We start from the raw sequence: 12,656 nt of genomic DNA, 5'->3' as shown, positions 1-12,656 counted from the left end.
GGTTGTTATAATGTAACATGCGACCAGGTTCCCCGGCCGCCCGGCGCGGCGACAGCAGGCAGGCAGATGCAATCCAGGCAGGCAGACACATCGCGTGGGTGGCAGAGCGCCGATCGCCTTGGTGCGATCGCCTCGTTCCTGTGCGCGATCCACTGTGCGCTGTTGCCGTTCGTGCTGGCTGCGTTGCCGCTGGTCGGGCTGGAGTTTCTGGCCGATCATCGTTTCGAGCGCGGTTTCGTGGCGTTTGCCTGCGTGCTGGCGGTGGTCGCCCTGGTGCGCGGTTTTCGGCGCCACCAGAAACCCTTGCCGTTGCTGCTGGCCGTACCGGGGTTGATCCTGTTGATTTCCGGCGTCACGTGGGCCGAGGGCGGGCTGGTCCTGGTGCACAGCGGGCTGGTCACTACGGGCGGCCTGCTGCTGGCCACCGCGCACTTCATCAACCTGCGTCGCGACCGTCCTGTCCAGCTCCACGTGCACGGCCCGCAATGTGCGCATTGAGGCTGCTGGACGCGGGGCGCGAATGGCCTATGGCGTTGCCTGTCGCGCTGCTATGATGGACGGCCGTACATCCATCGAATCAAGGAGTTCCCCATGGGCAAGGGCGATCGCAAGACCCGCCGCGGTAAGATCTACCGCAGCAGCTACGGCAATTCGCGTGCGCACGCGCTGGCCCCGGCCGTGGCCGGCGCCAAGCCGACGGTGACCAAGGCGCCGGCGGCCTGCAAGGCTGCCCCGCGCAAGAAGTCCGCCTGAGTCGACACGGCTTTCCCGTGTTGCCATGAACCCCCGCTCCGGCGGGGGTTTTTGTTTTTCCGGGCATCGGGGCGGGCGTGGAAAGGGGGGATTTGCGGCGGCGCGTCACGGGTGTATGATGCGCTCCATTGTGTTAATGCGTTAGTACATTATGAAGCGACGATCGCTTGATCCCGAAACCCCCGTCGAGTCCGCCGAGCAGAGTCTGTACGAGGCTCTGCTGTCACTGAAGAACGTCGAGGAAGTGGGCGCGTTTCTCAGCGACCTGTGCACCCCGGCGGAACTCGAGGTGCTGGTGGATCGCTGGCGAGTGGTGCCCTATCTGCTCGAGGGCGTCTCCTACCGGGAGATCCACGAGCGCACCGCGGTCAGCATCACCACGATCGGGCGGGTCGCGCGCTACCTCAACCAGGGTAGCGGCGGTTATCTTGCGGCCGCGGCTCGCGCGGCGCGGCGGCAGGCCCAGACAGCAAGGAAGAGGGCATGAAGCCGCGCGATCGCCTGCGCATCGCGATGCAGAAGTCCGGACGGCTGACCGAGCCGGCGCTGGACCTGCTCAAGCGTTGCGGTCTCACCTTCCGGCAGAGTCGCGACAAGCTGTTCTGCTTCGGCGAGGGTGAGCCGGTCGATCTGCTGCTGGTGCGTGATGACGACATCCCCGGCCTCATCGCGCAAGGCGTGTGCGACGTCGGCATCGTGGGGCGCAACGTGCTGGGCGAGTTCCAGCTCACCGCCGGGCGCGATGGCGAGCCATTGGCCGAATTGCGGCCGCTCGGCTTCGGTCGCTGCCGGCTGTCCATCGCCGTGCCGCAGGAGCTGGATTACGCCTCGTCGGGCGATCTGGCCGGCCGGCGCATCGCCACCTCGTATCCCGGCCTGCTCGGCGAATGGCTGCGCGCCCGGGACATCGATGCCGCCGTGGTGACCCTGGCCGGCTCGGTCGAGATTGCGCCGAAACTGGGCACGGCCGACGCGATCTGCGATCTGGTCCAGAGCGGCGGCACCCTGGTGGCCAACCAGTTGCGCGAAACCGAGGTGCTGCTGGAGAGCGAGGCGGTGCTGGCCGGGCCGACCACGCTGCCGGCGGACGAGCGCGGCGACATGCTGGAGCTGCTGCTGAAGCGACTGGATGGCGTGATCCAGGTGCGCGAATCGCGGCTGCTGCTGTTGCAGACCTCGCGCCACTCGCTGGAGGCCGTTACCCGTCTGCTGCCGGGCGGCCCGCAACCAACGCTGTTGGCGGTGGCCGGCCAGACCGACCAGCTGATGCTGCAGGCGTTGTGCGCCGGTGAGGTGAGCTGGCGACAGCTGGAAGAAATCAAGAAGGCCGGTGCGCGCGAGATGTTCGTGTTGCCGGTGGAGAAAATGTTGGCATGAACCAGGTTGGCATGAAGAGTCTCGACTGGAGCGCCCTGGACGAGGCCGGCCGGCGCCAGGCGCTGGCGCGGCCGGCGCAGTCGCGTGCGGACGAGGTGCGCCGTGGTGTCGAACGCATCATCGCGGCCGTGCGCCACGATGGCGACACCGCCTTGCGCGAGCTCAGCACGAAATACGATCGCTGCACGCTGGACGCGATCGAGGTCAGCGGGGCCGAGTTCGACGCTGCCGAGGCGGCGCTCGATCCCGAATTGAAAGCGGCGATTCGCGAGGCGGCCGCACGCATCGAGTTGTTCCATCGCGCGGCGGCGCCGCGGCCGGTGGTGGTCGATACGGCGCCCGGCGTGCGGGTCGAGCGCATGCTGCGACCGGTCAGCCGGGTGGGCCTGTACGTGCCGGCCGGCAGCGCGCCGCTGCCGTCGACCGCGCTGATGCTGGGCGTGCCGGCGCGCATCGCCGGTTGCCGCGAAGTGGTGCTGTGCTCGCCGGCGCGTGCCGACGGCCGCTGCGACGCGGCGGTGCTGTACGCTGCGCGCCTCGTCGGCGTGCACAGGGTGTTCAAGCTCGGTGGTGCGCAGGCGATCGCCGCGATGGCCTACGGCACGGAGTCGATACCGAAGTGTGACAAGCTGTTCGGCCCCGGCAATGCCTGGGTCACCGAGGCGAAACTGCAGGTGTCGTCCGACCCGGACGGCGCGGCGATCGACATGCCGGCCGGACCCTCGGAAATACTGGTGATCGCCGATGCCGGTGCGAATCCCGTGTTCGTCGCCGCCGATCTGCTGTCGCAGGCCGAGCACGGACCGGATTCGCAGGTGATCCTGCTCAGCAATTCGGCGCAGCTGATCGAGCGCGTGGAGCGCGAGGTCGAACGGCAGTGCGCCGCCCTGCCGCGCGCGGACATTGCGCGGCAGGCACTGGCGCAGAGCCGGTTGATTGCGGTCGACTCCCTGGCGCAGGCGGTCGAGGTGAGCAACCGCTACGCCCCCGAGCACCTGATCATGCAGGTGGCCGAACCGCGCGCGTTGCTCGAGGGCATCGACAGCGCCGGATCGATCTTCCTCGGCCCGTGGGCCCCCGAATCGGTGGGCGACTACTGCAGCGGCAGCAACCACGTGCTGCCGACCTACGGCTACGCGCGCAGCTACAGCGGCGTGTCGGTGGCCAGCTACCAGAAGCAGATCAGCGTGCAGGAAGTCAGCGCCGAGGGCTTGCGCCACATCGGCCCGTGCACCGCCACGCTGGCGGCGGCCGAGCAATTGGAGGCGCACCGCCGTGCCGTGACCTTGCGGCTGGAGGCGCTGGCATGAGCGTGCTCGACCTGGCGCGGCCGGAGCTTCGTGCGATGCAGCCGTACTCTTCGGCGCGCATGGAAGCCAGTGGTGGGCAGGTTTTCCTCAATGCCAACGAGTCGGCGTGGGTTCCCGTGGGCGATGACGGGCTCGGTTGCAACCGCTATCCGGAACCGCAGCCCGCCGCCCTGGTCGATGCGCTGACAACGCTGTATGGCGTGCGGGGCGAACAGCTGCTGGTCGGGCGCGGCAGCGACGAGGTGATCGACTTGCTGGTGCGTGCTTTCTGCAACGCCGGCCGCGACGCGATCCTGATTCAGCCGCCAACCTTCGGCATGTACGCGGTTTGCGCGCGGGTGCAGGGCGCGACCGTCGTCGAGGCACCGCTGGCAGCGGATTTCACGCTGGACGTGGACGCCGTGCTCGCGGCACTGACCCCGGCGGTGAAGCTCGTCTTTGTCTGCACGCCGAACAATCCTGCGGGCCTGGCGGCGCCGCGTGCGGCGATCGAACGGCTGGTGCGGGCGCTGTCCGGCCGCGCGCTGCTGGTGGTGGATGAGGCGTACGTGGAGTTCGCCGACGAGGGCAGCGTGGTCGACCTGATCGATCGTCATGACAACCTCGCCGTGCTGCGTACCTTGTCCAAGGCCTGGGCGCTCGCTGGGGCACGCATCGGCAGCCTGTTGGCGAATGCCGAGGTGATCGCCTTGCTGCGGCGGATCATGGCGCCGTATCCGTTGCCGTTGCCGTGCGTGGACGCGGCGCTGCGGGCCTTGTCCGGTCCGGGCCAGGCGAATGCTCGCGAGCGCATCGGCATCGTGCGCGCGCAACGCGTGCGCATGCAGCAGGCATTGCGCGAGTTGCCAGGCGTGCGCGAGGTGCTGCCGTCGCAGGCCAACTTTCTCGCCGTGCGCTTCGACGACGCCGGCGCGACATACCAGCGCCTGCTTGCCGCCGGCATCGTGGTGCGCGACGTCCGCCGCTATCCGGGTCTGGGCAATGCGCTGCGCATCACCATCGGCACGCCCGAGGAGAACGCACGGGTGTTGGCGGTGCTGGCTTCGGATCGAGTCCTCGCATGACTACCCGCAAGATCCTCTTCCTCGACCGCGACGGCTGCCTGATCGAGGAGCCGGCCGACCAGCAGATCGACAGCTACGAGAAGCTCGCGCTGCTGCCGGGTGTGATCGCTGCGTTGCAGCGGTTCGTGGCGACCGGCCATGAACTGGTGATGGTGAGCAACCAGGACGGCCTGGGCACCGACAGCTATCCCGAGTCCGATTTCCGTGGCCCGCACGAGCTGCTGCTGCGCATCCTTGCCTCGCAAGGCATCCATTTCCGCGAAGTGTTGATTGACCGCAGCTTTCCGCACGAAGGTCTGGACACGCGCAAACCGGGCATCGGCATGTTGCGCCATTACCTGGCCGACGACGGCTGGAGCCGCGCCGCCTCGGCGATGGTCGGCGACCGCGAGACCGACCTGCAATTTGCCGCGAACCTTGGCGTGCGCGGCTTCCGGGTGGGTCCGCAGGGCATGGACTGGGGTGAGATCGCGCACCAGCTGCTCGATGCACCACGCACCGCCACCGTGGTGCGCAACACCAGGGAGACCGGCATCACCGTCAGGGTCGATCTGGACCGCGTGGCCGAGCCGCGGGTACGCACCGGACTGGGTTTCTTCGATCACATGCTGGAACAGATCGGCAAGCACGGCGGTTTTGCGCTGGAACTCGACTGCGACGGCGACACGCATATCGACGAACACCACACCATCGAGGATTGCGCGTTGGCACTGGGCCAGGCTTTGAAGCAGGCGCTCGGCGACAAGCGTGGCATCGGTCGCTATGGCTTTGCGCTGCCGATGGACGAAAGCGCGGCGGACGCACGGCTGGACCTGTCCGGTCGCCCGTACTTCGTGTTCGAAGGCAATTTTCCGCGCGAGCGCGTGGGCGAGGTGCCGACCGAGCTGGTGCCGCACTTCTTTCGTTCGCTGTGCGAGACGCTCGGTGCGAACCTGCACCTGGCAGTGCGCGGCGACAATGCGCACCATATGGTCGAAGCCTGTTTCAAGGTGGTGGCGCGCACGCTGCGTCAGGCGATCCGCCGTGAGGGCAGCGAGCTGCCCAGCACCAAGGGTGCGCTGTGATGCCGTATTCCCCCGCCGCCGCGAGCGGACTTCTGGACAATTGGGGGGGCGCATGAGCGTGGTGCTGGTCGACGCCGGTGGCACCAACATCGGCTCGGTGCGTTATGCGTTGCAGCGGCTCGGCGTGGACGCTGCGCTGACTTCCGACGCGGCGACGATCCGCGCCGCCGACAAGGTGATCCTGCCCGGCGTGGGTGCGGCCGGCCCGGGCATGGCGCGGCTGCGCGAGCTCGGCCTGGTCGAGGTCCTGCGGTCCTTGCGCCAACCGGTGCTGGGCGTGTGCCTGGGCATGCAGCTGCTGTGTACGCACTCGGAGGAGGGCGATACCGAATGCCTTGGCCTGATTCCCGCGCTGGTGCGCCGCTTCACCGAAGCCCCCGGTCTGCGCGTGCCGCACATGGGCTGGAACGGCCTGTCGATCCTGCGGGAGCATCCGCTGCTGGCCGGCCTCGGCGAGGGCGAGCAGGCTTACTTCGTGCACAGCTACGCGGTGCCGACGGGCGACTGGACGCTGGCCGCCAGCGACCACGGCGAGACGTTCTCCGCAGCGATCGCCCGGAACAATTTCCACGGCCTGCAATTTCATCCCGAGCGCTCCGGGACCGTCGGCGCGAAGCTGCTCAGGAATTTTCTCGAGCTATGAACTCCGACGTCATACCCGCCATCGACCTGCGCGGCGGCCAGGTGGTGCGCCTGAGGCAGGGCGACTACGCGCAGCAGACGACTTATGCGGCCGACCCGCGCGAGCTGGCCAGGCGCTACGCGGATGCCGGCGCGCGCTGGTTGCATCTGGTCGACCTGGACGGCGCGCGTTCGGGACAACCGGGCAACCTCGCGGTGATCGCCGCGATCGCCGCCGACGGCATGGCGATCCAGGCTGGCGGTGGCGTGCGCGAAGAGGCCGACGTGCAGCGATTGTTCGATGCCGGCGTGCAACGCGTGGTGCTGGGCAGCGTGGCGATCCGCGATTCCGCGCGCGTGGCCGGTTGGCTGGCGAAGTACGGCGCGGAACGGCTGACCCTCGCGCTGGACACGCGCAACACGAACGGTCGCTGGGTCCTGCCGAGTGCGGGCTGGACCGAGGTCGAGGCGCGCACGCTGGATGAACTGGCGCCGTGGTACGCGACGCACGGCGCGCGCCATCTGTTGTGCACCGACATCGATCGTGACGGCATGCTCGCCGGTTTCAATCTCGATCTGTATCGCCACCTCGCCGCCAGCGTGCCGCAGCTGGCATTGCAGGCGTCCGGCGGCGTGCGCTCGCTGGACGACATCCGTGCCGCGCGCGACGCCGGCGCAAAGGCGGTGATCCTCGGCCGTGCCCTGCTGGAAGAGCGCTTCACCGTGGCGGAGGCGCTGGCATGCTGAGCCGCCGCATCATTCCCTGTCTCGACGTGCGCGATGGCCAAGTGGTCAAGGGCGTGCGTTTCCGTGATCACGTGGTGATGGGCGGGATCGTGGACCTCGCGCTGCGCTATCGCGACGAAGGCGCCGACGAGCTGGTGTTCTACGACATCACCGCCAGTCCCGAGGGGCGCAGCGTGGACCGCGCCTGGGTGGAGAAAGTCGCCCGCGTGATCGACATCCCGTTCTGCGTGGCCGGCGGCATCCGTTCTGTCGACGAAGCACGCGCGGTGCTGCATGCGGGTGCCGACAAGATCTCGGTGAACTCGCCTGCGTTGGCGCGGCCCGCCCTGATCGACGAACTGGCCGCCGCGTTCGGCGTGCAGTGCGTGGTGGTCGGCATCGACTCGTTGCGCGAGACCGACGGTGAATGGCGCGTGCGCCAGTACACCGGTGATCCCTCGAAAATGCAGGCGCTGCCGCGCCGCACGCTGGACTGGATGGAGGAGGTGCAGCAGCGCGGTGCCGGCGAGGTCGTGCTCAACTGCATGGACAGCGATGGCGTGCGCCGCGGTTACGACCTGGATCAGTTGTCGGTCGCCCGGGCGATCTGCCGCGTGCCGTTGATCGCCTCCGGCGGCGCGGGTGCTCCCGAACACTTCCGCGATGCCTTCGTCGAGGCCGACGTGGATGGCGCGCTGGCGGCCAGCGTGTTCCACTCCGGCGCGATCGCGATCCCCGCTCTCAAGCGCTATCTGCACGAACACGGCGTACCGGTACGCCGGTAAGCCACGAGGAATGACGATGAGCGACAACACCGATACCGGGCGTCTCGACTGGTCCAAGGGCGATGGCCTGTTGCCGGCGATCGTGCAGCACTGGTCCAGCGGTGAAGTGCTCATGCTCGGCTACATGAACGCCGATGCGCTGGCACAGACGCGAGCCAGCGGCCATGTCACGTTCTACAGCCGCAGCAAGCAGCGTCTCTGGACCAAGGGCGAGAGTTCGGGCCACGTGCTGGTGCTGAAGTCCATCCGCGTCGACTGCGATGGCGACACCTTGCTGGTACAAGCCGACCCGCAGGGGCCCACCTGCCATACCGGCAGCTTCAGCTGCTTCGGTGACCGCGCCGAGGTGCGTGCGCCGCTGGGTTTCCTGGCCGAACTCGACGCCCTGGTGGCCCGGCGCGATGCGGAACGCCCCGCAGGCAGCTACACCACGAAGTTGTTCGACAGCGGCATCCGCCGCATCGCGCAGAAAGTCGGGGAGGAGGGTGTGGAGACGGCGTTGGCGGCGGTGGTGCAGGACGACGACGCCTTGCTGGGCGAAGGGGCCGATCTGGTTTTCCATCTCGTCGTGGCGCTGCGGGCTCGCGGCTTGTCGCTGGCCGACGTGGTGGCGGTGCTTGCCGACCGGCACCGCCCCGCCAGCGCGGGGTAGCGCACAACCGCTGCGGATCAGGGAGCGCGGCAGGCCACGCCGGCTGCGGAGGCGATCTTTTCGCCGGGCTTGAGTTCGGCGAGCCAGGCGTCGTGCATGCCCTTGCTCCACCATTGCCAGTGCCCGCCCACGTAGCGCGCGCCATCCGCCGAGATGGCGGTGTGCAGTCGGTGGGTCTGCGCGTCGAAGTCCAGCACGGCGGTCTGCGTGTCCGGGTAGGTCACCCGCACCGTGCGGCCGTCGTCGCAGGTGTAGGTGAGGCGGATGGCGGCGCCCATCGCCGCCTCGCGGAACGGCGTGATCGAGTACGTGGATGGCTTGCCGCCGGCACCGCAAAGCTGGCCGTGGAATGGCGCCGTCACGGTTCCCGTGCCGAGGGCCAGCGTGATGAAGGCCGGCGACTCGCAATGACCGTCGTCGTAGACGTTGCCCGACACCCAGCGCATGTCGCTATCCACACTGGCCCCGGGCGCCAGCATGAGTCGCGCTGGCTGGCCTGCCGGTGAGGGCGGAACCTGCGCGGTGATGGCCAGGGTCTGGCGCCGGGCGTCCTGCAACCTCGGCGAGGGCATGACGGCGATCGAACAGGCGAGCGTGCCCGCGTTGCGCACGACCAGCATGGTGCCGGAATGTGACATTCCGTTGAAGCGGCCATTGCCGTCGTCCAGTTGCAGGCTCAGCTGCGCGGGCATGCAGGCCGCCGGACCGGAAGCCTGCGCCGGGCGCGTCGCCGACGGCTGCGGCGAGCAGGCCGACAGCGCCAGCAGTAGCGCCATGGCGAGCCACCATGGCTGCATGAATATCCTGCGCAAGCGACTCGGCGTGGCGAGTCCGACCCAGCGGCCGCAGCGGACGTTCATTCGGGTCTCCCGCGGGGAAGGAGTCGCTGACGCTAACAGGCGCGGTGCGTGAAATTCGTGAAGCCGCCTGGCGCCATGAGTGCCGCGTTACTTCCGGCACTCATGGCAGCTCGGCTCGGCAGGGACACTGCCCCTGCGCTCCGCGGGAGGAGCCGATGGGTCCGGGGTTATCCATGACGAATGAAAGCAGGCTCGCGCGCTGCGCGGGGTTGGTCTATCTGGTGGTGGTCGTGACCGGCTTCTTCAGCCTCGGCTATGTTCCGGGGCAGCTCGCCGCGGCGGGCAATCACGAAGCCGTGCTCACCAACATCGTGTCGCAGCAGGGCTTGTTCCGCGCGGGCGTTGCCGCGTTCCTGGTCGAGCAGGTGGCGTTCCTGGCCTTGCCGTTGCTGCTGTTCCGGTTGCTCGGCGGAGTTCATCGCCACGCGGCAGTGGCGATGGTGGCGCTGGCGTTTGCGGGCGTGCCGATTGCCGTGCTCGGCGTCGCGCATCGGCTGGACGCGCTGCAACTGCTGACGGACGCGGGTAGTCTGCCGGTCGACATCGCCCATGCGATGGCATGGCTGTCGTTGAAGTCGTACGGCCATGCCATCTTCGTGGCCAGCTTGTTCTGGGGCCTGTGGTTGTTTCCGTTCGGCTGGCTGGTGGTGCGCTGCGGGAAGCTTCCGCGCGCGCTCGGCGTGTTGCTGATGCTGGGCGGCGCCGGCTATCTGGTCGACGTTTTCGGCATGCTGCTGCTGGAAGGCTACGCACGGGCGGCATTCTCCGACGTCGTGCACCTGCCGGCGGCAGTGGGCGAAGTGGGCACCTGCCTGTGGCTGCTGGTGATGGGCGTGCGCACTGCCGGCGGGCAGGCGAGGATGATCGAAGGAGGCCAGGCATGACGACGTCCAGGTTGAGCGACATCCGGATCCACGTCCGCTTCAAGCTGTCGGCGCTGTGGGCGGCCCTGATGTTCTGCTACGTCTACGGCGACTATTTCGGCCTGTACGTGCCGGGCAAGCTCAAGGGCATGCTGGACGGCGAAGGCCCGGTCGGCCCGGTGAGCGAAGCGTCGCTGGTGATGACGGCGCTGCTGCTGGCGATGCCGGGACTGATGGTCTTCCTGTCGCTGGCCCTGTCGCCGCGGCTGTGCCGCTGGGCGAACATCGTGCTCGGCCTGTTCTATGCCGCCGTCATGTTGTTGACAATGCCGGGCGCATGGTGGTTCTACATCACGTTGGGCGTGATCGAAGTAGCGCTCTCGCTGCTGATCGTGGTTTGCGCGTGGCGCTGGCCGAGGGACTGAGCCGCGATCAGGGTGTCGTCGGCGCGCGGGCCGCGTCCGACACCGCCGGCTTGAACGATACCGCCGGGCCGGGCACGACATGGTTGCGCCATGCCGCCAGCTGCGCGGCGATGCCGCTGCCGATGTCGATCTGCGGTTCGGACGGAGTGAGCTCGTCCTGCTTTTCCCACGTGGCGATGTCACTGCGTGCCTGCTTGAACGCGTCGACGAAGTTGTCGGTGTGGTTCAGTGCGTCGACCAGCCAGGCCTTGCCGAAGTAGGTGACGTCCGAATCGCTGCCGCAGCCGAACGAGCTGCGGTCGCTGCGCGCGGCGGTGAGCACCATGGTGCCGGGGCCACGCAGCGGCGGCACGAAGCCACCGGAGTAGCAGGCGTTGACCACCACCACCTTCCATTTGAAGTGGCGTGCGGCCAGGATGTCGGCGAGGTCCTGCGCGCCGATCTGGTCCAGCGGCAGCGGGTCCATGTCGACCAGCAAGGTGTGGTCCTCGCCACCGTGGCTGGTGATGTAGAGCACCAGGATGTCCTGGTCCGGTCGCATCACCTGCTGGATACCGTCGAGCGCCGCTTCGAGGTTGCTCCAGCTGGCCAGCGGGCGGGTGGTCAGCGTGGCGGGGTTGTTCTCCAGTACCAGGCTGTGGACGGAGGGGCCGAAGCGCGAACCGAACAGCCTCGCGGCATACTCGGCCTCGTTGCGGAACACGTCCTCGCCGCCGTCGCCGGCAAACGTCAGCAGGTAGAGGTTGGGCTTGCCTGCCACCCGCGGCGTCAACCGGGCCAGGGCGTCGCGCAGCATCTGCGGCTGGGCGTAGAGCACCTGCTCCGGGCTGGGTGCGGAGGCCGGCCAGGCGTCGGACACCGCTGCCGGCTCGACTGGTGTTTCGACCTGAGGCAAGGTTGCCGACGGCGTGTCGGCTGCATCGGGGAGACGGTCGACAGGAAGCCACGCGGCCAGTGCCACGCCGGCGCTGAGTGCCGCCGCGATGGTGAGCAGGGTACGCAGGCCCCGACGCATCTCAGCTGGCCGGCTCGATCGCATCGAAGTCGCGGTAGACCCGATGGCTTGCGGGCTCCGGCAGCGGCTGCGGCTCGCGTACCAGCCAGCCGGTGTGGAAACCGGCGGCGCGCGCCGCATCCAGCTCCTCGACGATGTCGGAAAGGAACAGCAGGTGGCGCGGTTCCTCGCCGACGGCTTCGGCGATACGGTGATAGGACTCCACCTCGCGCTTGGGGCCGGTTTCCGTATCGAAATAGCCGGCAAACAAGGGCGTCAGGTCGCCGGCCTCCGAGTAACGGAAGAACAGCTGCTGCGCCGGCACCGAACCGGAGGAATACACGTACAGACGCAGGCCGTCGGCGCGCCAGGCCCGCAGGCGCGCGGCCACTTCGGGGTAGACGTGGGCGCGGTAGGCGCCGCTTTCGTAGCCTTCCTTCCAGATCATTCCCTGCAACGCCTTGAGCGCGGTGGACTTGCGGTCCTGCCGGATCCATTGCAGCAGCAGTTCGACCACTTCCTGGCGCCCGGCCTCGATCATCCCCGCTTCGCGGGCGGCCTCGTGCAGCCAGTGCTGCACGTCGGGATGGTCGCCATGGGTCTCCACGAACGCGGGCAGCCGCTTGCGCGCGAACGGAAACAGCACGTCGCGGACGAAGTCGATCGAGCTGGTGGTGCCCTCGATGTCGGTGACGATGGCGCGGATTTCGATCATGGGGACGGGACTCGGGCCTTCGACAGATTCGGGACGCTGGATGCGGGGGTTGGAAAAGGCATCGCCCGCGAGCGGGCTCCTACGGGTTCGGCTGCATGCGGGGGAAGCGGGTGGCGATGTCGTCGCCGGTGAAGTTGGCGACCCAGCCTTCCTTGTTGGTGAACAGGCGGATCGCCACGAAGCAGGGTGATTCGCTCATGTCGAACCAGTGGCGCGTGCCGTCGGGCACGCCGATCAGGTCGCCCTTCTCGCACAGCACGTCGTAGACCTTGTCACCCAGGTGGAGGGTGAACTGGCCGGAGCCGGCGACGAAGAAACGCACCTCGTCTTCGCTGTGGGTGTGTTCGCTGAGGAACTTCTGGCGCAGGGCGGCGCGGTCGGGATGATCGGGTGCGAGGCTGATCACGTCGACCGCCTGGTAGCCGGCTTCGCCCATCAGGCGGTCGA

Annotated in this window: 17 protein-coding genes; 13 read left to right on the top strand and 4 right to left on the bottom strand. The window is 68.2% G+C overall.

All coding sequences use genetic code 11. The annotated features are described in order from the left end of the window. Positions 1-66: 66 nt before the first annotated feature. From B1991_RS00665 to hisIE, 11 genes are all read left to right on the top strand, one after another. Positions 67-498 (top strand): MerC domain-containing protein, encoded by a 432-nt coding sequence (locus B1991_RS00665; protein ID WP_136256777.1) that lies wholly within the window; start codon positions 67-69, stop codon positions 496-498. 93 nt (positions 499-591) lie between these two features. After that, entirely contained in the window at positions 592-753 is a 162-nt protein-coding gene (locus B1991_RS00660; protein WP_136256776.1) for a 30S ribosomal protein THX, read from the top strand. 151 nt (positions 754-904) lie between these two features. Continuing rightward, on the top strand, positions 905-1,240 hold the full coding sequence (locus B1991_RS00655) for a YerC/YecD family TrpR-related protein (protein WP_136256775.1): 336 nt from the start codon (positions 905-907) through the stop codon (positions 1,238-1,240). Next, the gene (gene hisG, locus B1991_RS00650; protein WP_136256774.1) at positions 1,237-2,130 is read left to right on the top strand and encodes an ATP phosphoribosyltransferase; all 894 of its coding nucleotides are present in this window, start codon (positions 1,237-1,239) and stop codon (positions 2,128-2,130) included. The genes B1991_RS00655 and hisG overlap by 4 nt, the downstream gene beginning before the upstream one ends. 11 nt (positions 2,131-2,141) lie before the next feature. Then, positions 2,142-3,440: a histidinol dehydrogenase gene (gene hisD / locus B1991_RS00645; protein ID WP_136256866.1), complete on the top strand. Its 1,299-nt coding sequence runs from the start codon at positions 2,142-2,144 to the stop codon at positions 3,438-3,440. Next, positions 3,437-4,504 carry a histidinol-phosphate transaminase gene (gene hisC, locus B1991_RS00640; protein WP_136256773.1) on the top strand — a complete coding sequence of 356 codons (1,068 nt, stop codon included), beginning with the start codon at positions 3,437-3,439 and terminating at the stop codon, positions 4,502-4,504. Before hisD ends, hisC begins: the two co-directional genes overlap by 4 nt. Continuing rightward, the gene (gene hisB / locus B1991_RS00635; protein WP_136256772.1) at positions 4,501-5,568 is read left to right on the top strand and encodes a bifunctional histidinol-phosphatase/imidazoleglycerol-phosphate dehydratase HisB; all 1,068 of its coding nucleotides are present in this window, start codon (positions 4,501-4,503) and stop codon (positions 5,566-5,568) included. The genes hisC and hisB overlap by 4 nt, the downstream gene beginning before the upstream one ends. Before the next feature lie 52 nt (positions 5,569-5,620). Next, positions 5,621-6,211: an imidazole glycerol phosphate synthase subunit HisH gene (hisH, locus tag B1991_RS00630; protein WP_136256771.1), complete on the top strand. Its 591-nt coding sequence runs from the start codon at positions 5,621-5,623 to the stop codon at positions 6,209-6,211. After that, positions 6,208-6,936: a 1-(5-phosphoribosyl)-5-[(5-phosphoribosylamino)methylideneamino]imidazole-4-carboxamide isomerase gene (gene hisA, locus B1991_RS00625; RefSeq protein ID WP_136256770.1), complete on the top strand. Its 729-nt coding sequence runs from the start codon at positions 6,208-6,210 to the stop codon at positions 6,934-6,936. Before hisH ends, hisA begins: the two co-directional genes overlap by 4 nt. Further along, positions 6,930-7,700 (top strand): imidazole glycerol phosphate synthase subunit HisF, encoded by a 771-nt coding sequence (hisF, locus tag B1991_RS00620; protein WP_136256769.1) that lies wholly within the window; start codon positions 6,930-6,932, stop codon positions 7,698-7,700. The genes hisA and hisF overlap by 7 nt, the downstream gene beginning before the upstream one ends. A 16-nt stretch (positions 7,701-7,716) precedes the next feature. Next, positions 7,717-8,352, top strand: a complete 636-nt coding sequence (gene hisIE, locus B1991_RS00615; protein ID WP_136256768.1) for a bifunctional phosphoribosyl-AMP cyclohydrolase/phosphoribosyl-ATP diphosphatase HisIE — start codon at positions 7,717-7,719, stop codon at positions 8,350-8,352. Positions 8,353-8,369: 17 nt separating this feature from the next. Here hisIE and B1991_RS00610 read toward each other — a convergent pair whose 3' ends face one another. Next, positions 8,370-9,212 carry an MliC family protein gene (locus tag B1991_RS00610; protein WP_136256767.1) on the bottom strand — a complete coding sequence of 281 codons (843 nt, stop codon included), beginning with the start codon at positions 9,210-9,212 and terminating at the stop codon, positions 8,370-8,372. A gap of 173 nt (positions 9,213-9,385) precedes the next feature. Here B1991_RS00610 and B1991_RS00605 point away from each other — a divergent pair, with 173 nt between their 5' ends. Then, positions 9,386-10,096: a DUF4386 domain-containing protein gene (locus B1991_RS00605; protein ID WP_136256766.1), complete on the top strand. Its 711-nt coding sequence runs from the start codon at positions 9,386-9,388 to the stop codon at positions 10,094-10,096. Next, complete coding sequence (locus B1991_RS00600; protein ID WP_136256765.1) at positions 10,093-10,500, top strand: DUF6326 family protein; 408 nt, start codon at positions 10,093-10,095, stop codon at positions 10,498-10,500. Before B1991_RS00605 ends, B1991_RS00600 begins: the two co-directional genes overlap by 4 nt. Positions 10,501-10,507: 7 nt before the next feature. On the opposite strand, the gene B1991_RS00595 is transcribed toward B1991_RS00600, so the two are convergent. From B1991_RS00595 to B1991_RS00585, 3 genes are all read right to left on the bottom strand, one after another. Further along, on the bottom strand, positions 10,508-11,515 hold the full coding sequence (locus tag B1991_RS00595; protein WP_136256764.1) for a C13 family peptidase: 1,008 nt from the start codon (positions 11,513-11,515) through the stop codon (positions 10,508-10,510). A gap of 1 nt (position 11,516) precedes the next feature. Further along, a complete protein-coding gene (gene mtnC / locus B1991_RS00590; RefSeq protein ID WP_136256763.1) occupies positions 11,517-12,209 on the bottom strand; it encodes an acireductone synthase in 693 nt (230 codons plus the stop codon). A 79-nt stretch (positions 12,210-12,288) separates the two neighbouring features. Further along, positions 12,289-12,656: 1,2-dihydroxy-3-keto-5-methylthiopentene dioxygenase (locus B1991_RS00585; protein ID WP_136256762.1), on the bottom strand; the 368-nt coding region annotated here is incomplete at its 5' end.

Source organism: Rhodanobacter lindaniclasticus (assembly GCF_004799035.1).
Taxonomy (GTDB): Bacteria; Pseudomonadota; Gammaproteobacteria; order Xanthomonadales; family Rhodanobacteraceae; genus Rhodanobacter; species Rhodanobacter lindaniclasticus.
The sequence above is the reverse complement of the archived record's forward strand: the minus strand, read 5'-3'. Positions and strand labels throughout refer to the sequence as shown.